Annotated in this window: 13 protein-coding genes; 4 read left to right on the top strand and 9 right to left on the bottom strand. The window is 72.2% G+C overall.

All coding sequences use genetic code 11. The features are described 5' to 3' along the window. Window positions 1-73: 73 nt before the first annotated feature. Window positions 74-2,302: an ATP-dependent DNA helicase UvrD2 gene (locus AC07FA_RS14290; protein WP_479075570.1), complete on the bottom strand. Its 2,229-nt coding sequence runs from the start codon at window positions 2,300-2,302 to the stop codon at window positions 74-76. A gap of 256 nt (window positions 2,303-2,558) precedes the next feature. Between AC07FA_RS14290 and AC07FA_RS14285 the strand changes: the two genes are divergently transcribed. Beyond that, on the top strand, window positions 2,559-2,801 hold the full coding sequence (locus AC07FA_RS14285; RefSeq protein WP_328905725.1) for a mycoredoxin: 243 nt from the start codon (window positions 2,559-2,561) through the stop codon (window positions 2,799-2,801). Window positions 2,802-2,885: 84 nt separating this feature from the next. Here AC07FA_RS14285 and nudC read toward each other — a convergent pair whose 3' ends face one another. From nudC to AC07FA_RS14260, 5 genes are all read right to left on the bottom strand, one after another. Beyond that, window positions 2,886-3,833, bottom strand: a complete 948-nt coding sequence (gene nudC, locus AC07FA_RS14280) for an NAD(+) diphosphatase (protein ID WP_479075569.1) — start codon at window positions 3,831-3,833, stop codon at window positions 2,886-2,888. Between the two features lie 44 nt (window positions 3,834-3,877). Next, a complete protein-coding gene (locus tag AC07FA_RS14275) occupies window positions 3,878-5,272 on the bottom strand; it encodes a dipeptidase (protein ID WP_479075567.1) in 1,395 nt (464 codons plus the stop codon). A 10-nt stretch (window positions 5,273-5,282) separates the two neighbouring features. Further along, window positions 5,283-8,714: a UvrD-helicase domain-containing protein gene (locus AC07FA_RS14270; RefSeq protein WP_479075566.1), complete on the bottom strand. Its 3,432-nt coding sequence runs from the start codon at window positions 8,712-8,714 to the stop codon at window positions 5,283-5,285. 55 nt (window positions 8,715-8,769) lie between these two features. Next, complete coding sequence (locus AC07FA_RS14265) at window positions 8,770-12,144, bottom strand: ATP-dependent helicase (protein ID WP_479075564.1); 3,375 nt, start codon at window positions 12,142-12,144, stop codon at window positions 8,770-8,772. A gap of 281 nt (window positions 12,145-12,425) precedes the next feature. After that, entirely contained in the window at window positions 12,426-12,836 is a 411-nt protein-coding gene (locus AC07FA_RS14260; protein WP_479075934.1) for an MGMT family protein, read from the bottom strand. Between the two features lie 221 nt (window positions 12,837-13,057). Between AC07FA_RS14260 and AC07FA_RS14255 the strand changes: the two genes are divergently transcribed. The 3 genes from AC07FA_RS14255 (at window position 13,058) to AC07FA_RS14245 (ending at window position 19,191) form a co-directional block, all read left to right on the top strand. Continuing rightward, complete coding sequence (locus tag AC07FA_RS14255; protein WP_479075563.1) at window positions 13,058-15,814, top strand: lysylphosphatidylglycerol synthase domain-containing protein; 2,757 nt, start codon at window positions 13,058-13,060, stop codon at window positions 15,812-15,814. 88 nt (window positions 15,815-15,902) lie between these two features. After that, the gene (locus AC07FA_RS14250) at window positions 15,903-17,501 is read left to right on the top strand and encodes an alpha/beta hydrolase (RefSeq protein ID WP_479075562.1); all 1,599 of its coding nucleotides are present in this window, start codon (window positions 15,903-15,905) and stop codon (window positions 17,499-17,501) included. Window positions 17,502-17,616: 115 nt separating this feature from the next. Further along, on the top strand, window positions 17,617-19,191 hold the full coding sequence (locus tag AC07FA_RS14245; RefSeq protein ID WP_479075560.1) for an alpha/beta hydrolase: 1,575 nt from the start codon (window positions 17,617-17,619) through the stop codon (window positions 19,189-19,191). Between the two features lie 66 nt (window positions 19,192-19,257). On the opposite strand, the gene moeZ is transcribed toward AC07FA_RS14245, so the two are convergent. From moeZ to AC07FA_RS14230, 3 genes are all read right to left on the bottom strand, one after another. After that, window positions 19,258-20,436, bottom strand: a complete 1,179-nt coding sequence (moeZ, locus tag AC07FA_RS14240; protein ID WP_479075559.1) for an adenylyltransferase/sulfurtransferase MoeZ — start codon at window positions 20,434-20,436, stop codon at window positions 19,258-19,260. Window positions 20,437-20,521: 85 nt separating this feature from the next. After that, window positions 20,522-21,382, bottom strand: coding sequence for a spherulation-specific family 4 protein (locus AC07FA_RS14235; protein WP_479075557.1), 861 nt, complete (start codon window positions 21,380-21,382; stop codon window positions 20,522-20,524). Then, a complete protein-coding gene (locus AC07FA_RS14230) occupies window positions 21,370-22,335 on the bottom strand; it encodes an NAD-dependent epimerase/dehydratase family protein (RefSeq protein WP_479075556.1) in 966 nt (321 codons plus the stop codon). The genes AC07FA_RS14235 and AC07FA_RS14230 overlap by 13 nt, the downstream gene beginning before the upstream one ends. Between the last annotated feature and the right edge of the window lie 92 nt (window positions 22,336-22,427).

The following is a 22,427-nucleotide window of genomic DNA, read 5'->3' as shown; positions in this document are numbered from 1 at the left end:
TCGCTGTTCCCGTGGTTAAGAACCTATGGTGATGACTGGGGCGGGCGCAAACTATTTTTTCGACGAGTTTTTCTCACACCTCGCCGTCGCCCTCCTCAGCCTCCTCACCCACGGCCTCACCTGCGCAGATGGCCAGCACGTCGGCGCCGAACCGGATCAGCTTCCGGTTGCCGACGCCGGCGATGGTGACGAGTTCGCCCTCGGTGGCCGGCACCCCCTCGGCGATCGCCATCAGGGTCTTGTCCGTGAAGACGCAGTAGGCGGGCTGGCCGATCTCCCGGGCCTGGCCGGCCCGCCACTCGCGCAGCCGCCCGTACAGCGCCTCGTCCATGTCGGACGGACAGTCCTCGCAGCGCATCAGCTTCATCTCACCGGCCTCGGTGAGCGTCCTGCCGCAGACCCGGCACCGCACGGGACCGCGGCGCGTCCGCCTCACCGCCGCGTCCGGGCCGCCGCCGGCCGTCCCCGTGCCGGAACCGGTACCTCGGTCGATGCCCCCGCCGCCGCCCGTGCCCCCACGGGCGCCGAGCGCGACCGATCCCGGCCGCAGTCCGTTCAGGAAGCGGGTGGGCCGTCGGCCGCCCCGGCCGCCGGGCGAGCGGGAGAGCGCCCACGACAGGGTGAGGTGGGTGCGGGCCCGGGTGACGCCGACGTAGAGCAGGCGCCGCTCCTCCTCGACCTGTTCGTCGGTCTTGGCGTACGTGATCGGCATCATGCCCTCGGTCAGTCCGACGACGAACACGGCGTCCCACTCCAGGCCCTTCGCCGAGTGCAGCGAGGCCAGCGTGACGCCCTGGACGGTAGGGGCGTGCTGGGCGGCCGCCCGCTCGTCGAGCTCGGCCACGAGATCGGAGAGCGTCGCCCCCGGCTTGGCCTGTTCGAAGTCCTCGGCCAGCCGCACCAGGGCTGCCAGCGACTCCCAGCGGTCCCGGACCGCACCGGAGCCGGCCGGCGGCCTGCTGGTCCAGCCCTTGGTGGAGAGCACCGCCCGCACCTCCGAGGGCAGACCTTCGGCCTGGTCGAGCAGGGAGTCGTTGCCTCCGGCCCGGGCTGCGCCGCGCAGGGCCATGCCCGCCTCCCGCACCTCCGCGCGCTCGAAGAACCGCTCCGCGCCGCGCAGCTGGTAGGGGACCCCCGCGTCGACCAGCGCCTGTTCGTAGACCTCGGACTGGGAGTTGACCCGGTAGAGCACGGCGATCTCCCCGGCCGGGACGCCCGCGGCGATCAGATCGCGGATGCGTCGTGCGGTGCCCTCGGCCTCCGCGGGCTCGTCCGCGTACTCCGTATAGACGGGGGCGGGGCCCTTGTCGCGCTGCGAGACCAGTTCGAGCCGGTGCTCGGCGGCCCTGCCGCGGGCCTGGCTCAGCAGACCGTTGGCCAGGTGGACGACCTGGGGCGTGGAGCGGTAGTCCCGGACCAGCTTGACCATGGTGGCGTTCGGATGGCGGGTGCGGAAGTTCAGCAGGTGGTCGGGGGTGGCTCCGGTGAAGGAGTAGATCGTCTGGCTGGCATCACCGACCACGCACAGGGTGTCCCGGTCGCCGAGCCAGAGGTCGAGCAGCCGCTGCTGGAGCGGGCTGACGTCCTGGTACTCGTCGACCACGAAGTGCTGGTACTGGGCGCGCACGTGGTCCGCGATGTCGTGGCGGTCCTGGAGGATGCCGACGGTGAGGAGCAGCACGTCCTCGAAGTCGATCACGGAGCGGTCGCGCTTCAGCTGCTCGTACGTCCCGTAGATCTGGGAGAGCTCGGCCGGGTCGCGCGGGGCGTCCCGCTGGGTCTTGGCGACCGCGGCCGGATAGTCGCCGGGCACCGTCTGGGTGACCTTGGCCCACTCGATCTCGCTCGTGGCGTCCCGCAGCTCGTTGCGGTCGAGCTTGAGGCCGCAGCGGGCCGCCGCCTCGGCGACCAGCTGGACCTTGCGTTCGACGAGCCGCGGAAGCTCACCACCGACTGCTTTCGGCCAGAAGTACTGGAGCTGGCGCAGGGCGGCGGAGTGGAAGGTCCGCGCCTGCACACCGGTGGCGCCGAGCTGGCGGAGGCGGCCGCGCATCTCCCCGGCCGCACGGTTGGTGAAGGTGACAGCCAGCACCGTCGTCGGCTGGAGTATCCCCGCGCGCACCCCGTACGCGATGCGATGGGTGATCGCGCGCGTCTTGCCCGTACCGGCTCCGGCCAGCACACACACGGGTCCGTTCAGAGCGGTCGCGACCTCGCGCTGCTCCGGGTCGAGCCCGTCGAGCACGGCGTCCGGGGACTCGGGGACCTGTGGGAAGAGGGTGGAATGCGTTGCTGCTGTCACCCCGCCATGCTGCCAGGTCGCAGGAGGCGGGCGCGGAAGTTGTCCACAGGCGTGAACGATCCGTCGTACTAATCCCCGGCGGCCCGACCGCGCCTCCGCCCGCCCGTCGTCGCCCGGCAGGCCCCGATCCCCCTGGGGGCACGGATTTCCCGGGGTGCGGCGGGAATGGGAGACGGGGTCCCGTACGTTCCCTTGCGTGCGGGAACGCACAATCTCAGCTTTACAGCGAGACGGACGAGACAGAGGAGCGCGAGACATGCAGGGCACTGTGACGATGTACAGCACCACGTGGTGCGGCTACTGCCGTCGGCTCAAGGGTCAGATGGACCGCGAGGGCATCGCCTACACCGAGATCAACATCGAGCAGGACCCGGAGTCCGCCGCGTTCGTCGAGAAGGCGAATGGCGGAAACCAGACGGTGCCGACCGTGCTGTTCCCGGACGGTTCGACCCTGACGAACCCGTCGCTGGCCCAGGTCAAGCAGAAGGTCGGCGTCTGACTCGCTGCCGCGTCCGCGCCGAAAAGCCCCCGCCGTCGCGGGGGCTTTTCGCTGTGCCCGTGAGCCGTACGGCGACACGGCGGGTCAGGCCGTGCCGCGCGGCCTCGGCAGCGGCTTGCCGTACCAGAGCTCGATGAGCCGGGCCGCGATCGAGATGCCGAACGGCGGCATGACCTCGCCCGACTCGAAGGCCGCCGTCAGGTCCTCGCGGGAGAACCAGCGGGCCTCCTCGATCTCCTCGCCGTCCACGTTGATCTCCGACGTGGTCGCCCGCGCCATGAAGCCGAGCATCAGGCTGGACGGGAAGGGCCACGGCTGGCTGGCGATGTACTCGACCTCGCCGACCGTGATGCCCGCCTCCTCGAAGACCTCGCGCGCCACGGACTGCTCGATCGACTCCCCCGGCTCGACGAAGCCCGCGAGGGTCGAGAAGCGGCCTTCCGGCCAGTGGACCTGGCGACCCAGCAGGGCCCGGTCCTGGTCGTCCGTGACCAGCATGATCACCGCGGGGTCGGTGCGCGGGTAGTGCTCGGCGCCGCATGCCTGGCAGCGGCGGATGTGACCGGCCGCCGCGATGACGGTGCGCTCGCCGCAGCGCGAGCAGAAGCGGTGCAGACGCTGCCAGTTCTCCAGGGCGACCGCGTGGACCATCAGTCCGGCGTCGCGGGCGCCGAGGAGGAGACCTGCCTCGCGCAGACCAGCCGGACGGGCCGACTGGTCCATGCGGCCCGGCAGGGAGTCCTTCTGGAGGGCGAAGTAGCTGACGCCTTCCTCGTCGGTGCCGAGGAAGTAGCGGTGGGTCTCGGTGACCGGTGCCTCGAAGGCCGGGGTCATCACGATCTCGGTGCCGCCGTCGGCCGTGTCGTCGATCAGCACCTGACCGCCGGAGACGACGAAGACCCTGGTCGTGGGGTGGCTCCAGGCTGCGGCCAGCCATGCCTCGTCGAGGCGGTGATGGGCGGCGCGGTCGATGCCGCTCGGTGCGGTGAGACCGATGGGCCGGTCTGCGGTCGCGTTGTCGAAGGTGCTCACAGGTGCTTCCTACTCCCCCGGGATGGATCGGGTGCCATGAGGTCTCAGCGGAGTGCCGCGGCCAGCTCGCCCCACAGATGGGCGGCGGTCTCCACACCCTTGAGAAGGAGGTCGAGCTCGACCTTCTCGTTGGGGGCGTGCCAGCCGTCGGACGGTACGGAGATGCCGAGGAAGAGGACGGGGGCGCCGAGCACGTCCTGGAGGTCGGCCGCGGGTCCTGAGCCCCCTTCACGGGTGAAGAGGATCTTCTTCCCGAAGGCCCGGCCCATCGCGCGGGTCACCGCTTGGAGCGCGGGGTGGTCCAGCGGCGTCAGACAGGGCCGGGTGGCGGGCGAGAAGGTGATGCGGTGGCGGATGCCCGGCGGGATCTGCGCCTCGGCCCAGGTCCGTACGCACTGCTGGACGTGGTCCGGGTGCTGGCCGGCCACCAGCCGGAAGCTGAGCTTCACGAGGGCGGAGGACGGGATGATCGTCTTGCTGCCCGCGCCCTGGTAACCGCCGCCGATGCCGTTGACCTCGGCGGTGGGGCGGGCCCAGATCCGCTCCAGGGTGGAGTGGCCGGCCTCGCCCGACGCGGCCTGCGACCTGGCGGTGCGCAGCCAGGTGGCCTCGTCGAAGGGCAGCTCCGCGAAGAGGGCCCGCTCGGTGTCGGTGAGTTCGGCCACGCCGTCGTAGAAGCCGGGGACCGCGACGCGCCCGTCCGCGTCGTGGAGCGCCGCCACGAGACGGGCCACGGCGGTCGCGGGGTTGGGGACCGCGCCGCCGAACGATCCGGAGTGGATGTCCTGCTCGGGGCCGTACAGCTGGATCTCGCACTCGGCGAGGCCGCGCATTCCGGTGCAGACGGTCGGGGTCGTCTCGTCCCACATGCCGGTGTCGGAGACGATCACCGCGTCGGCCGCGAGGCGGGCGGCGTGCTGCTCGGCCAGGGCGCGGAAGTTCGGGGAGCCGGACTCCTCCTCGCCCTCGATGAGGAGCTTGAGGTGGACCGCGGGGGTGGAACGGCCGGTGGCGGCGAGGTGGGCCCGGACGCCGAGGGTGTGGAAGAACACCTGGCCCTTGTCGTCGGCCGCACCGCGTCCGTACATCCTGCCGTCGCGGATCACCGGTTCGAACGGATCGGTGTGCCAGCCGTCCTCGCGGGCCGCGGGCTGCACGTCGTGGTGGCCGTAGACGAGGACGGTCGGGGCCTCCGGGTCGTCGCTCGGCCACTCGGCGAAGACGGCGGGGGCTCCGGGCGTCTCCCAGATCTCGGCGACGGGGAAACCGGTCTCCCTGAGCTTGGCGGACAGCCACTCGGCGCTGCTCCGTACGTCCCCGTCGTGCTCCGGCTGGGCGGAGACGGACGGGATGCGCAGCCAGGCGGCGAGGTCTTCGAGGAAGTCCGCACGGTGCGTGTCTATGTACGTACGGACAGCGCTGTCCGGGGTGTCGCTCATGGTCTTGAGCCTATCGGCCCGGCGAGGGTGGCTCGTCCAGCAGGATGCGTTCCAGTTCGGCTCGGCCCGGCAGGTTCGTCGGGCGGACGGTCTCTCCGCTGCGTACGTAGAGGAACGTGGCCGTGACCGAGTCGAGCGGCAGCCCGTGGAGCTCCGCCCAGGCGAGGCGGTAGACGGCGAGCTGGAGCGGGTCGGCGGTCCTGTGGCGGCTGGTCTTCCAGTCGACGATCTCGTACGTGTCACCTGTGCGGTAGACCGCGTCGATCCGGCCCCGGATCACCCGGCCCGCGAGGCTCGTCTGGAAGGGCGTCTCGACGCGGTACGGGGTGCGGCGGGCGTACTCCGTGCGCTCGAAGGCCTCCTTGAGCTCCGCGAGGTCCTGCTCGTCCGCGATCTCGGCGTCGCTCCCGTCGCCGCCGGGGAGCTCGTCGGGGCCGAGCATGGGCAGCGGCAGCTCCTCGTAGCGGGACTCCACCCAGGCGTGGAAACGCGTGCCCCTGCGGGCCGCCGGCTGGGGCGGCCGGGGCATGGGCCGGGCCAGCTCCTGGGCGAAGCCGTCCGGGTCCTCCGCGAGGCGCAGGAGCTGGGTGGCGGAGAGCGAGGCGGGGACGACCACGTCGCGCACGGTGGCGCGGGCACGGCGCAGCTCCCCGGCGAGCGCTTCGAGATCGCGGTCCCAGGAGGCGAGGGTGCGGGAGTCCTCCGGGGTGAGGGTCGCGGGACCGGGGCCGGGGACGGGATCGACGGGGGCGCGCGCCGCGGGGACGTGGGGGGCTTGCGGGGCTGTCGGCTCCGGGGGCGCCGGTGTGAGGGCGGCGGGCGGTTCGGTGGCGAGGGCGTCCCAGTCCGCGGCCTCGTCCGGATACGGCTCACCGTCCGGGAACGGGTCGTCGTACGGGGCGTCGTACACGTCCGGTACGGGGGCGACGGCGGCCAGTGCTTCCAGATGGGCCAGCACCGTGTCCCTGGCCGCGCGGCGGCGGGTCATCGCCGCCGCGTCCAGCGGCAGCGGCCACGCCTGGTCGGCGTCCTTCTCCTGAAGGGCGGGGTTCTCCTCGTCCTCGGCCGGTTCGTCGGCCCAGACCTCGATCTCGCCGTACCCGGCGGCGCAGTGCTCGTACAGCGCGTCCAGGAAGTCGGACGGTCCGCGCGTCTTCTTCTGGGACGGCCCCCACCAGTGGCCGGAGCCGAGGAGCAGCGAGCGCGGGCGCGTGAAGGTGACGTAACCGAGGCGGAGCTCCTCGGTGCGCTGATGCTCCTTCATCTCCTCCTTGAACGCCTTGAGTCCCCTGGCGTCCCAGGAGTGCACCACCGGGAGCGTGGCCGTGTCACCGCGCAGGGCGTGCGGCAGGACCTTGGACTGGGAGGTCCAGGAGTCCCGGGTCTGGCCGCTCGGGAACTGGCCGGTGACGAGCCCGGGCACCGCGACCACGTCCCATTCGAGGCCCTTGGACTTGTGCGCCGTGAGGACCTTGACGGTGTTCTCCCCGCCCGGCAGGGCGTTGTCCAGCCCCTTCTCGTACTGCGCGGCGGTGCGCAGGTAGCCGAGGAAGGCGAGGAGTGTCGCTTCGCCGTCGACGGAGGCGAAACCAGCCGCTATGTCCAGGAAATTGCTCAGGGTCTCCCGGCGTCGGGCGGCCAGGGCCTGCGGTGACGCGGAGAGTTCGACCTCCAGGCCGGTGGTGGCGAGGACGCGGTGCAGCACGTCCATGAGGGGATCTGCCAGGGAGCGGCGCAGGTCGCGCAGTTCGGCGGCGAGCCGGGCGAAACGGACGCGGGCCTCGGCGGAGAAGGGCAGGCCGTCGTCCTCGCCGCCACCCGATTCCAGGAAGGTGTCGAGGGCGTCGGCGAGGGAGATCACCTCGGCGGGATCGATGCCTTCGACGGCCTCGGCGAGCCGGCGGTCGGGGTCGGCGTCCTCGTCGTCGTGGGAGGCACGGTGCACGAGGAGACGGGCCCTGCGGCCGAGGAGGGCGAGGTCGCGGGGGCCGATCCGCCAGCGCGGTCCGGTGAGCAGCCGGACCAGGGAGGCGTTGGCCCCCGGGTCCTGAAGGACCTCGCAGACGGCGACGAGGTCGGCGACCTCGGGGAGGTGCAGCAGTCCGGACAGGCCGACGACCTCGACGGGGATGTCCCGGTCGACCAGCGCGGCCTGGATCTCGGCGAAGTCACCGGCGGTGCGGCACAGGACGGCGATCTCACCGGGCGCCCTCCCCGTCGCCACGAGATGGGCGATCGAGTCCGCGAGCCACGCGATCTCCTGCGCGTGGGTGCGGAGCAGGGCACAGCGCACGGTGCCGTCGTGCTCGGCGCCGGGGGCGGGGCGCAGGGCCTCGACGCCCTCGTGCATGGCGCGCAGCGGTTCGGCCAGGCCGTTGGCCAGGTGGAGGAGACGGCCACCGCTGCGCCGGTTCTCGCTGAGCGAGTAGCGCGTGGCGGGGGTGCCGTCGGCGTGCGGGAAGTGCACCGGGAAGTCGTCGAGGTTGGCGACGGAGGCACCGCGCCAGCCGTAGATCGCCTGACAGGGGTCACCGACGGCGGTCACCGCGTGCCCCGCCGCACCCTCCTCGTGCCCGCCGAACAGTGCGGAGAGAAGCAGCCGCTGGGCGACGGACGTGTCCTGGTACTCGTCGAGGAGGACGACCCGGAACTCGTCGCGCAGGATGGCGCCGACCTCGGGCCGGGTGAGGGCCAGCTCGGCGGAGAGCGCGATCTGGTCACCGAAGTCGAGGAGGTCACGGCTGCGTTTGGCCGCCCGGTAGCGCGTGGTTAGGCCGAGCAGCTCCCGGCGGGCCTCGGCGGCCTCGGGGAGCTTGCGCAGCTCCGCGTTGCTGAGTTTGGCCGTTTCGAGTGTCCGGAGCAGCTCGGTGTCGAACTCCGCGAGCTGCTCGGGGCGTACGAGATGTTCGGCGAGCTCGGCGTCGAGCGCCAGCAGATCGCTCACCAGGGTGGGGAATGACCTGGTCAGCGCCGGATAGGGGCCGGGTGCCTCGCGCAGTACGCGGGCCGCGAGCTGGTAGCGGGTGGCGTCGGCGAGGAGGCGTGTGGTGGGTTCGAGGCCGATGCGCAGCCCGTGCTCGGTCAGCAGTCGGCCGGCGAACGCGTGGTACGTGGAGATGCTCGGTTCGCCCGGGGGGTTGTCCGGGTCGATCACGTCCGGATCGGTGACTCCGGCCGCCACCAGGGCCTTGCGGACCCGCTCGGAAAGCTCGCCCGCCGCCTTGTTCGTGAAGGTGAGCCCCAGGACCTGCTCGGGAGCGACCTGTCCGGTGCCGACCAGCCAGACCACGCGCGCCGCCATCACCGTGGTCTTCCCCGACCCGGCTCCGGCCACGATCACCTGCGGGGCGGGCGGCGCTGTGATGCAGGCCGTCTGCTCCGGGGTGAACGGAATCCCGAGAAGCTCCTTGAGCTCCTCGGGATCGCTGATACGTGAGGACACTCCAGAAAGGCTAACCGGACCCACTGACAACGTGCGGCGAGCGCCCCAGGACCGCTCAGTCCACGACCTGGCGGCCCTCCGGCTGCGCACTGCACGCGTTACGGAACGTGCAGTGCGCGCAGTGCTGGCCGGCCGTGGGGGTGAACCGTTCGTCCAGGACCCGTCCCGCCGCCGTCGCCAGCAGACCGGAGACCCACTCGCCGGACAGGGGTTCCTGGGCCTGTACGCGGGGAAGAGCGTCGCCGCCCTCCTTCTTCGGGGCGGGCTGACGCAGCTGTACGAGTTCGGCGCCGCCGGACTCCGGCCGGCGCCCGTCGAAGACCTCGTCGACCGCGCCTTCCCTGACCGCCAGCTGGTACACGGCGAGCTGGGGATGGGCGGCCACCTCGTCCTTGGTCGGCGCCGCCTTCCCGGTCTTGAAGTCGACGACGTACGCCCGGCCGTCGGTGTCCTGTTCGACACGGTCCATGGAGCCCCGGATGCGTACCGCGTACTCGCCCGCTTCGAGCGTCACGTCGAAATCGTGCTCGCTCGCGACGGGGGTGCGGCCGGTGCGGTCCATGACGTGCCAGCGCAGGAAGCGTTCGAGTGCGGCGCGTGCGTGGTCCTTCTCCTGCTGGGACTTCCAGGGCGCGTCGAAGGCCAGCCCGTTCCAGACGGAGTCCAGGCGCTCCATCAGCACGGCCAGGTCGGCGGGGGTCCGGCCGGAGGCGACCTCGTCCGCCAGTACGTGGACGACGTTGCCGAAGCCCTGGGCGGCGGTCGCCGGGGCGTCGGCCTTCACCTCGCGTCCCAGGAACCACTGGAGCGCGCAGGTGTTGGCCAGCTGGTCGAGCGCGCTGCCCGAGAGGGCGACGGGGTGGTCCCGGTCGCGCAGCGGGACGGCCGAGCGCGTCGGTTCGTCCAGGCCCCACCAGCGGTACGGGTGCGCCGAGGGGACGAGCGGCTGGCCCTCCTCGTCGGTCAGCGCGGCCAGGCGGGCGAGCCGGTGGGCGGCGGCCTCGCGCAGGGCGTCGGAGGCGGCGGGGTCGACGGTGGTGGCGCGGAGCTCGGCGACGAGCGCGGCGACGGCCAGGGGGCGGCGGGGGCGGCCGGTGACGTCCCGGGGCTCCTCACCGAGCTCGGTGAGGAAGCGGGACGGCTGGTCGCCGTCGTCGGCCGGGGCCTTGACCGCCGTGACGACGAGACGGTCCCGGGCGCGGGTCGCGGCGACGTAGAAGAGGCGGCGTTCCTCGGCGAGGAGCGCGCCCGGGGTGAGGGGTTCGGCCAGACCGTCGCGGCCGATCCGGTCGGCTTCGAGGAGTGATCCGCGGCGGCGCAGGTCGGGCCAGAGCCCTTCCTGCACACCAGCGACGACGACGAGGCGCCACTCCAGTCCCTTGGCACGGTGCGCTGTCATCAGGCGCACGGCGTCCGGGCGCACCACACGCTTGGAGAGGGTGTCGGCGGCGATGTCCTGGGCGTCGATCTCCTCCAGGAAGTTGAGTGCGCCGCGCCCGCCGGTGCGCTCCTCGGCGCGGGCCGCGGTGTCGAAGAGGGCGCAGACGGCGTCGAGGTCGCGGTCCGCGTTACGGCCGGCTGCGCCGCCGCGCAGGGCGGACCGTTCGAGTCGGCCGGGCCACGGGGTGCCGTCCCAGAGCACCCAGAGGGCCTCTTCGGCGGTGCCCCCGCCTTCGAGGAGTTCGCGCGCCTTGCGCAGGAGGGCGCCCAGGCGCTGGGCGCCACGGGCGTACGCGGGGTCGTGCGCGACCAGGCGTTCGGGTTCGGCCAGGGCCCGGGCCAGCAGCTCGCCGGAAGGCGGCGGTACGCGGTTCCCGGCGGCACGCTCCTCGTCGCGCAGGGCGCGGCCGAGGCGGCGCAGGTCGGCGGCGTCCATGGAGCCGAGGGGGGAGGCGAGGAGGGCGAGGGCGGTCTCGGTGTCGAGCCAGGACGGCGCGTCGCCGGTCTCCGCGGTGTCCGTCGCCTCCGCGGTGTCGGTCGTCCCCGCGGCGGTGGGCGCCGTCCCGTGCAGGGCGGCCGTGGCGACCGTACGGAGCGCCGACAGAAGAGGCGCGACCGCCGGTTCGTGGCGCAGGGGGAGGTCGTCTCCGTCGACCTCCAGGGGCACGCCGGCGGAGGTGAGGGCACGGCGTACGGAGGGGATGGAGCGGCCTCCGGCCCGTACCAGCACCGCCATCTCGTTCCACGGCACACCGTCCTCCAGGTGTGCCCGGCGCAGCAGGTCCGCGATGTTGTCGAGCTCGGCCGACGCGGTCGGATAGGTGTACGCCTCCACCCGGCCGCCCTCCCGGGCCGCGACGAGCTCGCGGTGGGCGCGCACCTTGTCCGAAGGCAGCCGGGTGAGCGGCATCCGGCGGGTGAGCAGCCGGGTCGCGGCCAGCAGCCCGGCCCCGGAGCGGCGCGAGGTGGTGAGCACGGCGACCGGCGCCGGCGCTCCGTCGGCACGCGGGAAGGCGTCCGGGAAGTCGAGAATGCCGTTCACATCGGCGCCGCGGAAGGTGTAGATCGACTGGTCCGGGTCGCCGAACGCGACCAGGGTCCGTCCGCCGCCGGCCCCCGCACGGCTCCCCCGGTTCCCGGCCAGCGCGTGCAGCAGCCGTACCTGGGACGGGTCGGTGTCCTGGTACTCGTCGACGAACACCGCGTCGTAGCGCTCCGCCAGCAGGGCCGACACCTCGGGACGCTCCGCGAGCAGCACCGCCCGGTGGACCAGCTCCGCGTAGTCCAGGACTCCCTGCGCGTCCAGGACGTCCAGGTACTCGGCGAGGAACTGCGCGGCGGCGCTCCAGTCCGGACGGCCCGTGCGCCGGGCGAAGGCCGCCAGGGCGTCCGGGCCCAGGCCCAGTTCCCGGCTGCGCGCCAGCACCGCCCGGACCTCGTCGGCGAAGCCGCGCGTGGTGAGACAGGCCCGCAGTTCGTCGGGCCAGCGGACGTGGGCGAGGCCCTCCCGCTCCAGCTCGACCTGACCGGCGAGCAGTTCGCGGACGGTCACGTCCTGTTCCGGGCCGGAGAGCAGACGCAGCGGATCGGCGAACAGATCGGCGTCCTGGTGGGCGCGGACCAGCGCGTAACAGTACGAGTGGAAGGTGGTGGCCTGCGGTCCCCTGGCGGCGCCGAGGCGGGCCGCCATCCGGTCGCGGAGCTCCACCGCGGCCTTGCGGCTGAAGGTGAGGACGAGGATGCGCGCCGGATCGGTCCCGCCCGACACCTTCGCCGCGACGGCCTCGACGAGGGTCGTGGTCTTGCCCGTACCGGGTCCCGCGAGGACCAGAAGCGGCCCTCCGCGGTGGTCAACCACGGCGCGTTGCGCTGCGTCCAGGAGAGGGGGGCCCACGGAGCCCGGCGGGGTACGCACCAGTCGGTACGCGCCCGGGGCCCGCCGCCTGGCCTGGCGGTGCGGACTGTGCCGGGTGGAAGGGGAGGAGCTCACGTGGGTCGCCGGTCCTGGTGGGTGTACTCGGTGTACGGGTGTTTCGGGTGCGGTGATCTGGTGACGCGGGGTTCTCGGACGGTTCCCCGCCCGGTGCGACGAGGAGGCGGAGCGTGCCGCGCGTGAACGACGCTACGCCAGCCACGGCCCGGGACGCAGCGAGTCCGTTGCGTCCCTCGTCACGTGTCCGGCCGTCCGGGAGCGCACGGAACGCCGTGGACCCGACGCGCACCCCTTGCGGGCCCGGCGCCGCCCCTGCGGAGGGCGGATGGCCGAAGCTGTCAGATGTGAGCTTCCTCGCCCTCGTCGCCGCCACCGGTCCCGCCCGTGCCGCCGTCCCACCTCGCACGTCTCATGTCGAGGCGCGGGAGGTGCCCTTCAGCGGTGCGCGACGCCTCGCGCAGCGGGGTGCTCTCCTCGCGGTAGTGGTCCAGGGCCCGCAGTTCGTGGCCGGGCAGCAGCGCCCCGTCGGCCCTCACCACCCGCCACCAGGGCACGGCGGAGCCGTACAGCGCCATCACCCGGCCGACCTGCCGGGGCCCGCCCTCACCGAGCCACTCGGCGACGTCCCCGTACGTCATGACGCGGCCGGGCGGGATCAGGTCGGCGACGTCGAGGACCCGTTCCGCGTACTCCGGCAGGGCCGGGCTCATCTGCTCGGCGCCGCCACCGCTCGTCCGGTTCTCGCTCATCCGGCACATCCTGCCGTACGCCACCGACAGCGCGTCCACGGTCGTGTTCCCTCGGTCACAGCGCGTGCGCGGGCGGGCAAAGGGGCGTATCTTGCGCTTCGCGCGCCCATGGGATGCACCCTGATGCCCCCCTCTGTCCGCAGGCCGTGCCACCATCATGCGGGCGGTGACCGGTGATACGAGAACACGAAGACCAATCAGAGGCGACGAAGGAGCAGGGCGTGCAGCCACCGAAGGCGGCGGGCGCCTCTGATGCCGAGTCCCACCCGGACGCGCCGGACTCCCAGGGCAAGGAACCGGACACCCCGGGACCCGCGCCGGACCGCGCGGACCAGGAATCCGGTGATCTCTCCGGGTCGACCCTCTCGACCGCGGGCGACGAGCTGACCGACCGCGTATCCGGTGACGAACCGCTGCTGCCCGCCCGGGTGCACCGCCCCGCCGACCTGATGCGGCTCCTCGTCGGGGTCCTCGCCATCGTCGTGCTCTTCTCGATCGCGGCGTTCGCCCAGGGCACCACCACCGGCCTTGAGGACGACATCACCAAGGGCACGGACCAGGCGCCCGACCTGCTGATCAAGATCGCCGGACTGGTCTCCAGCATCGCGGTGCTGCTCGTCCCGGTGGCCTTCGCCATCGAGCGCCTCGTCAAACGTGACGGGCTGCGCATCGCGGACGGGGTACTCGCCGCCGTACTGGCCCACGGAGTCACGCTCGCGACCGACCTCTGGGTGGCCCGGTCCGCCCCCGGCACCATCCAGGACGCCCTGACCCAGCCCCAGCCCGGGGACGCGCTCACCGACCCGGTGCACGGCTATCTCGCTCCCGTCATCGCCTATATGACGGCGGTCGGGATGGCGCGGAGGCCACGCTGGCGGGTCGTGCTGTGGGTGGTGCTGCTCCTGGACGCCTTCGCGATGCTGGTGGGCGGTTACACCACACCGTTCTCCATCATCCTCACCGTGCTGATCGGCTGGACCGTGGCGTACGGGACGGTGTACGCGGTCGGCTCGCCCAATGTCCGGCCGACCGGCCAGCACCTGATGGCCGGCCTGCGCCACGTCGGTTTCCGCCCGGTCGCCGCGATGCGCGCCGACGACGCCCCCGACAACCCCGACCACAACGACCGGGGCCGGCGGTATCTGGTCACCCTGGAGGACGGGCCACCTCTCGATGTGACCGTCGTCGACCGCGAACAGCAGGCCCAGGGATTCTTCTACCGGGCATGGCGCAGGCTCACCCTGCGCGGCTTCACCCAGCGCCGCTCCATCCAGTCGCTGCGCCAGGCCCTGGAGCAGGAGGCGCTGCTCGCGTACGCGGCGATCGCCGCCGGGGCCAACGCGCCGAAGCTGATCGCCACGTCCGAGCTGGGCCCCGACGCGGTGATGCTCGTGTACGAGCACATCGGCGGGCGCTCGCTGGACGCGATGGCGGACGAGGAGATCACCGACGACCTGGTGCGGGGTGCCTGGCGGCAGGTGAAGGCCCTCCAGTCGCGGCGGATCGCCCACCGCAGGCTCACCGGCGACGCGATCCTGGTGGATCGTTCCGGCAAGGCGTTCGTCACCGATCTGCGCGGCGGCGAGATCGCTGCCGGTGACCTCATCCTGCGGATGGACGTCGCCCAGCTGCTCACCACCACCGGTCTGCGGGTGGGCGCGGAGAGGGCCGTGGCCGGTGCGCTCGCGGTGCTCGGCCCGGACGCCGTCGCCGACTCACTGCCGCTGCTCCAGCCGATCGCGCTCAGCCGCTCCACCCGGGCGACGCTGCGCAGGATCGCCCGGGAGCGCTCGCAGCGCGAACGCGAGGCCGTGCTGGAGGCTTCGCAGGCGGCCAAGCACGCCAAGGAGCCCGAGGCGGAACCGGCGGGCAACGGCGACCGCAAGGCCGCGCGGAAGTCCCTGCGTACCGAGAAGCAGGCGGAGAAGCGGGCGATCGACGACGCCCTCGACGAGGCCCGCGAGGAGGACCTGCTCGCGCAGATCCGCCGTCAGGTGCTGCTGATCCGGCCGCAGGCGCCGGTCGAACCGGTCCGGCTGGAACGCATCAAACCGCGCACGCTGCTCAGCTTCATCGCCGGTTCGATCGCCGCGTACTTCCTGATCTCGCAGGTCACCGAGGCCGACTTCGGCACGGTCGTCGAGCAGGCCGAGTGGGGCTGGGTGGCCGCCGCCCTGGGCTTCTCGGCGCTCAGCTACATCGCCGCCGCGATGAGCCTCCTGGGCTTCGTGCCGGAACGGGTGCCCTTCGGCAAGACCGTGCTGGCGCAGGTCGCGGGGTCGTTCGTGAAGATCGTCGCCCCGGCCGCGGTCGGCGGTGTCGCACTGAACACCCGCTTCCTGCAACGCGCCGGAGTGCGCCCCGGGCTCGCCGTCGCGAGTGTCGGCGCCTCGCAGCTGTTCGGCCTCGGCTGCCACATCCTGCTGCTGGCCCTGTTCGGCTATCTGACGGGCACCGAGAAGACCCCGGACTCGCTCACACCCTCCCGGACGGTCATCGCCGGGCTGCTCACGGTCGCGGTCCTGGTGCTGGTGGTGACGGCGATCCCGTTCCTGCGGAAGTTCGTGGTGACCCGGGTGCGGTCGCTGTTCGCCGGAGTCGTCCCGCGCATGCTCGACGTGGTGCAGCGCCCGCAGAAGCTGCTCACCGGCATCGGCGGCATGCTGCTGCTGACCGGCCTCTTCGTGCTCTGTCTGGACGCGTCGATCCGGGCCTTCAGCGGCCCTGACGTGCCCCAGCTCAGCTATGCGAGCATCGCGGTGGTCTTCCTCGCGGGCAACGCGCTGGGCTCGGCGGCACCGACCCCGGGCGGAATGGGAGCGGTCGAGGGCGCGCTGACCCTGGGCCTGATCGCGGTGGGCCTGCCCAAGGAGGTCGCGGCGCCCGCCGTCCTGCTGTACCGCGTGATGACGCTGTGGCTGCCGGTGCTTCCCGGCTGGATCTGTTTCAACCAGCTGACCCGCAAGGGCGAGCTCTGAGACACGGCGTGCGGGGCGGCAGCGGCCGTCACCACCCGCTTGGACCGCGCCCCGCGCGCTCCCCCGCGCCCCGCAGCACGATGGGCTCATGAGGACTTCCCCCGCCCTTCGTGCCGCCGCCCTCGCCGCCACCGCCACCGTGCTGCTGCCCCTGACGGCTTGTTCGGACAGTGCGGACGGCGACAGTGCGGAGCGGTCGAAGCCCTCACCGGCCTCGACCGCCTCCCCCGCGTCGACGGCGGACGAACTGTCTTCCCAGAAGCTCGACTGGAAACCCTGTCCGGCCCCGAACGAGGCCCAGGGCGGTGGCGACTCGCCCTCCCCTCTGCCGGGCGGCTCGGTCTGGGAGTGCGCGTTCATGGACGCCCCGCTCGACTACGCGAAGCCGGACGGCAGGACGATCGAGCTGGCGCTCGTACGGGGCAGGGCCCGGAACCAGGAGCGGCGGATCGGTTCCCTCATCTTCAACTTCGGCGGCCCGGGGGCCTCCGGGGTCGCCACCCTGCCCTCCTTCGGCACGGACTACGACAAGCTCAGGACCCGCTACGACCTGGTGAGCTTCGACCCGCGCGGCGTCGGACGCAGCGAGGGCGTCGAGTGCGCGGACGACGCCCAGCTCGACGAGCTCTACGCGCAGGACGCCACCCCGGACGACGAGGCCGAGGAGAAGACGTACATCGACGGCCTGAAGTCGTACATCGCCGACTGCGAGGAGAACTCGGGCTCCGAACTGCCCTACGTCGGTACGACGAACGCCGCCCGCGACATGGATCTGCTGCGCGAGGTGCTCGGCGACGACAAGTTGTACTACTTCGGCATCTCGTACGGGACCGAGCTGGGCGGTGTCTACGCCCATCTGTTCCCCAAGACGGTCGGCAGGGCGGTCCTGGACGCGGTGGTCGATCCGGCCGAGGACGCCCGGCAGTCCTCGCTCGGCCAGGCCAAGGGCTTCCAGCTCGCCCTGGACAACTTCACCGCGGACTGCGCGGAGCGCGACGACTGCAAGCTCCCCGGCTCCACGGGGAAGGAGGTCGAGACGTGGATCGCCGATTTCCTCGACCAGTTGGACAAGGAGCCCATCGAGGGCCTGGGCGGGCGGAAGCTGACGCAGACCCAGGCCACCACCGGCATCGCGTCCTCCCTCTACTCGCAGGAAACCTGGCCGCTTCTCGAACAGGGCCTCGACGAGGCGGACGGCGGCAACGGCGGCCTGCTCCTGGCCCTGGCCGACTCGCTGAACGGACGCTCGCAGGAAGGCCGTTACGACAACTCCAACGCGGCCAACGCCGCGATCAACTGCGCCGACTCCAAGGAGCGGTTCACGGCCGCGCAGACCAAGGCGGCGCTCCCCGACTTCCGCGAGGCATCGCCCGTCTTCGGTGACTACCTGGGCTGGGGGCTGATGGGCTGCACCGGCTGGCCGGTCGCGGGCGCCTGGGACACGCCGGACGTGAGCGCCCCGGGAGCCGCCCCGATCCTCGTCATCGGCAACACCGGTGACCCGGCGACCCCGTACGAGGGCGCGAAGGCGATGGCCGAGGAACTGGGCAAGGGCGTGGGGATCGAACTCACCTACAAGGGCGAGGGACACGGCGCGTACAACAGCGGCAACGCCTGTGTGCAGAAGGCCGTGGACGGCTACCTGCTGGACGGCAAGGTCCCGGCGGACGGCACCGTCTGCGGCTGAGCGACCGGCCGGGGCGGCGGGGGCGGGCTGTCAGTGGCGGCGATTAGCATGGCCGCACATCTGTACAGCCCGGCGTGCGTTCCCACGCCTTCGGGCATCGGGGAGGGAACGCACCATGCGCGTACACGGACGGATTCGGCGGGCCGTCGCCCTGGCCGGGGCGGCTCTGCTGGTGACGGGGGTGCTCGCGGGATGCGACGTCAGCGCGGAACCCGAGGCCTCGGACACGGCCACCGGCCGCCCCACGCCGTCGGCCACCGCCGAGGGCGAACCGGACTCGCCCGGTCTGCCCGCCGCTCTCACCTCCCAGCGCCCGGACTGGAAGCGCTGCGAGGCTCCCGAGGGCGGTAGCGACCCCGGCTCCGGATGGCGGTGCGCCGACGTCGACGTACCGCTGGACTACGCGAAGCCGGCCGGCGAGACGATAGGTATCGCGCTGATCCGCAAGGAGGCCCGCGACCAGGGCCGACGGCTCGGTTCGATGCTCTTCAACTTCGGCGGGCCCGGTGGTTCGGGCGTCGGCATCCTGCCCCGCGCCGCCGCCTCGTACGAGAAGCTCAACTCCCGTTACGACCTGGTGGGCTTCGACCCGCGTGGGGTCGCCGCCAGCTCCGGGGTCAGGTGCCGCACCGACAAGGAGCAGGACACCACCAACCGTACGGTCGACATGACGCCGGACACCGCGTCGGAGGAGGCCGCCTTCGTCAACGACGGCGCGGCCTTCGGAGCGGGCTGCGAGCGCCGCTCCGGCGCACTCCTCCCGCACGTCGGTACGTCGAACGCGGCCCGCGACCTGGACCTGATCCGCCAGGTCCTCGGCGACGACAAGCTCTCCTACTTCGGCATCTCCTACGGTACGGAGCTGGGCGCGACGTACGCCCACCTCTTCCCCGAGAACGTGGGGCGCACCGTCCTGGACGCGGTCGTCGACCCGACGGCGGACACGGTGGGGCACGCCCGGAACCAGGCCACCGGCTTCCAGCGGGCGCTGGAGAACTACCTCAAGGACCGCGGCCAGGACCCGAAGGCGGGCACGCAGCGCATAGCGCGGCTGCTCCAGCGGATCGACGGCAGCCCGCTGCCGACCAGTTCGGGGCGAAAGCTCAACGAGTCCCTGGCGATCACCGGCATCGTGACACCGCTCTACTCCAGGAGCAGCTGGCCCTCGCTGACCGCCGCACTGGACGAAGCCGAGAAGAGCGGCACGGGCAACGGGCTGCTCCAGCTCGCCGACGCGTACAACGGCCGGGACGCGGACGGGCGTTACGACACCCAGAGCCACTCGCAGCGCGCCATCTCCTGTGCCGACACCAAGGCCCGGCCGACGGCCGACGAGGCCAGGGCGCTGCTGCCCGAATTCCGGAAGCTGTCCCCGGTGTTCGGGCCGTTCCTGGCCTGGGACACGGCCGGCTGGTGCGCGCGGTGGCCGGTCGACGGCGAGCACGAGACGCCGGAGGCGAGTGCCCCCGGCGCGGGCCCGGTCCTCGTCATAGGCACGACCGGTGACCCGGCCACGCCGTACGAGGGCGCGCAGAAGATGGCGGACGAGCTGGGCGAGGGCGTCGGCATCATGGTCACCAACAAGGGCGAGGGGCACGGCGCGTACGGCGAGAGCGCGTGCGTGACCTCGACGGTCGACGACTACTTCCTGGACGGCGAGGTCCCGGCGGACGGCAAGACCTGCTCGTAGCGGCGACGCGTACGAGAAGGGGCCGGCCCGCGGATGCGCGGACCGGCCCCTTCCTGTACCGCGGGTCTAGTAGACCGGCTTCTCGGGCTCGATCTGGTGGACCCAGCCGATCACGCCGCCGCCCACGTGCACCGCGTCGGCGAAGCCCGCCGACTTGAGGACCGCGAGGACCTCGGCGCTGCGGACACCGGTCTTGCAGTGCAGGACGATGCGCTTGTCCTGCGGCAGGTCCTGGAGGGCGTTGCCCATCAGGAACTCGTTCTTCGGGATCAGCCTGGCGCCCGGGATCGAGACGATCTCGTACTCGTTCGGCTCGCGGACGTCGATGATCTCGATCTTCTCGTCCCCGTCGATCCACTCCTTGAGCTGCTTGGGAGTGATCGTGGAGCCGAGCGCCGCCTCCTGGGCCTCTTCGGACACGACGCCGCAGAAGGCCTCGTAGTCGATGAGCTCGGTGACGGTCGGGTTCTCGCCGCAGACCGCGCAGTCGGGGTCCTTGCGGACCTTCACCTGGCGGTACTGCATCTCCAGCGCGTCGTAGATCATCAGACGGCCGACGAGCGGGTCACCGATACCGGCGAGCAGCTTGATGGCCTCGTTGACCTGGATGGAGCCGATGGACGCGCAGAGCACACCCAGGACACCGCCCTCGGCGCAGGAGGGAACCATGCCGGGGGGCGGCGGCTCCGGGTAGAGGCAGCGGTAGCAGGGACCGTGCTCGGACCAGAAGACGGACGCCTGGCCGTCGAACCGGTAGATCGAGCCCCATACGTACGGCTTGTTCAGCAGAACGGCCGCGTCGTTGACGAGATAGCGGGTGGCGAAGTTGTCCGTGCCGTCCACGATCAGGTCGTACTGGGCGAAGATGTCCATCACGTTGTCGGCTTCGAGCCGCTCTTCGTGGAGGACGACCTTCACGTACGGATTGATGCCCAGCACCGAGTCCTTGGCGGACTGGGCCTTGGACCGGCCGATGTCGGCCTGGCTGTGAATGATCTGGCGCTGCAGGTTCGACTCGTCGACCTCGTCGAACTCCACGATGCCGAGCGTGCCGACACCGGCCGCGGCCAGGTACATCAGGGCCGGCGAGCCGAGGCCGCCGGCGCCGACACACAGCACCTTCGCGTTCTTCAGCCGCTTCTGCCCGTCCATCCCGACATCCGGGATGATCAGGTGGCGGGAGTACCTGCGGACCTCGTCGACGGTGAGCTCAGCAGCTGGCTCGACCAAGGGTGGCAGCGACACAGGAACCTCAACAATGCAGGTGGTCGGTTTCTACGTACTTCAGCTACGTACGGTTGTGCTTGCGGTAACACTGCCACGCCCCCTCTCATTCCGAGATACCGGGTCCGATCCGCGAGACGATTTCGTCCCAGTAACTGGGCAGCGCCGTGAATGGATCAGTTTGTCCGCCTTCGTGAACGTGGGCGGTCCGGTCTGTGAAGAAGATCGTCCCCGCCCCCTGCCAGCGGGCGATGCGCATGGCCTCGTCGAGGTGGGTGCGCGGGACGCCGTGCACGAAGTGCGCGAACCGGTCGGGCGGGTAGGCGGCGGTCCACTCCGCCACCTGCGACCAGCGGTAGTCGGTCCACGGCCCCCGGAAGGTGACGAGTTGACCGGCCGTCTCGGCGTAGCCCGGATACGGGTGGGTGCCGTGCCCCAGGACGAGCCGGCCACCGCCGTCCGCCTGGTCACCGCCGCTGTCCGCACCACCGCTGCCGCTGTCCGCCAGGACGGCGGAGAGTGTGCTGGTGAGCCTCCGGACCGCCGGGAGGCCGGCGCGCTCGGCGGGACACCGGTCGAGGTAGAAGCCCCCGACCCGGTACCAGCTGACGAAGGACCGGGCGTCGGCGACGATCTCGTCGAAGGGCCGGTCGCCGTGGGCGAGATCGAGGTGGCCGAGCAGCCTGCCCCCGGCGGCCCGGACCGTGTCGTCCCGGGCCTCGCCGCGCAGGGCCCGTTCCCTGGCGTTACGGAGTCGGCCCGCGGCCTCCAGGCAGTGCGGGTCGGGCCGGGCACCGGGCCCGTTGTCGATGTTGAGGACCGCCCAGTGCAGCGGCGTGCCCGGCCTGGTCAGTTCGGCCCATTCGGTGGGGGCGAGCAGCGGGTGCGCGTAGCCGGGGACACCGAAGCCGAGCTGGTCGCCGCCGTTGGTCCGCCGGGCCGTACCTGTGGTGGTCAGATGCGGCATGCCGCCTCCATCCAGATGTCCGCGAGGGACTCCTCCAGGTTGATCCGGGGGCGCCAGCCGAGCCGGTCGCGGGCCGTGCGGACATCGGCCTGCTGCCAGGCACCGCAGCCGTCCGGGTAGGGGGACGGGGTCGCCGAGAGGTGTTCGACGACGGTCTCGACGGAGGCGCGGGGGGCGCCGATCGGGAGCCTGGACGCAGGGGCGTCCAGTTCGTGGAGCGCGCCCGCGTAGCCGGCGACCCGGGCGAGGACGGCGGCCGCGTCGCGGAGCCGGACGGCCCTGCCCGTACCGATGTTGACGACACCCTGGGCGGCCGAGAGCGAGGCGGCGTGCACGGCGCGCGCCACGTCGCGCACATCGACGAAGTCGCGCTGCACTCCGAGTCCGCTGAGCTTGAGTTCGCCGTCGCCGGACTGCATGGCCCGGCGCATCGCCTCCGCGAGGCGGCCGAGCGGGGAGCCGGCGGGGGTGCCCGGGCCGACGGGTGAGAAGACCCGCAGCACGACCGCGTCGAGGTCGGAGCCGAGGACGAGTTCGGTGGCGGCGAGCTTGCTGACCCCGTACGGGCCGCCGGGGCGGGGGATGGCGTCCTCGGCCGTCGACGAGCCGGGCTGCGAGGGCCCGTACTCGGCGGAGCAGCCGACCTGGACGAGCCGGGCGCCGCAGCCGCTCCGGCGCAGGGCCTCGCAGACGGTGGCGACGGCGACGGTGTTGTGGCGGGTCAGGTCACGGGCGCCGCCGCGGGTGGCGCCCGCGCAGTTGACGACGACTCCGGGGTGGACGGCGTCCAGGAAGCGGGTGAGCGCCCCCGGGCTGCCGCCCGCGAGGTCGAACCGGACGTCGGCGTCGTCGCCCCGGCCGAGCGCCGTGAGGTGTACGGCCGGGTCGGCGAGCAGCCGGTCGGCGACGAAACGGCCGAGGAATCCGTTGGCTCCAAGCAGCAGCACCCTCATCGTGCGCCCCCTGGGTGCCGACGGCGGGCTGCCGGTGCGGGGGATTGGGGCGTCATGTCCGGTTTCTCCTTGAGGCTGTTGTCGATATGTAC

It is taken from the genome of Streptomyces sp. NPDC045968, from assembly GCF_056430475.1.
Note: the sequence above shows the minus strand (reverse complement) of the source record. Positions and strands in the feature narration are given on the sequence as shown.

What these genes read in the sequence shown, in the direction of transcription:
- AC07FA_RS14275 (WP_479075567.1), bottom strand. Translation starts at nt 5,272, where the DNA reads ATGAGCGACACCCCGGACAGCGCTGTCCGTACGTACATAGACACGCAC.
- AC07FA_RS14250 (WP_479075562.1), top strand. Translation starts at nt 15,903, where the DNA reads ATGAGGACTTCCCCCGCCCTTCGTGCCGCCGCCCTCGCCGCCACCGCC.
- AC07FA_RS14235 (WP_479075557.1), bottom strand. Translation starts at nt 21,382, where the DNA reads ATGCCGCATCTGACCACCACAGGTACGGCCCGGCGGACCAACGGCGGC.
- AC07FA_RS14285 (WP_328905725.1), top strand. Translation starts at nt 2,559, where the DNA reads ATGCAGGGCACTGTGACGATGTACAGCACCACGTGGTGCGGCTACTGC.
- AC07FA_RS14245 (WP_479075560.1), top strand. Translation starts at nt 17,617, where the DNA reads ATGCGCGTACACGGACGGATTCGGCGGGCCGTCGCCCTGGCCGGGGCG.
- AC07FA_RS14230 (WP_479075556.1), bottom strand. Translation starts at nt 22,335, where the DNA reads ATGAGGGTGCTGCTGCTTGGAGCCAACGGATTCCTCGGCCGTTTCGTC.
- AC07FA_RS14260 (WP_479075934.1), bottom strand. Translation starts at nt 12,836, where the DNA reads ATGAGCGAGAACCGGACGAGCGGTGGCGGCGCCGAGCAGATGAGCCCG.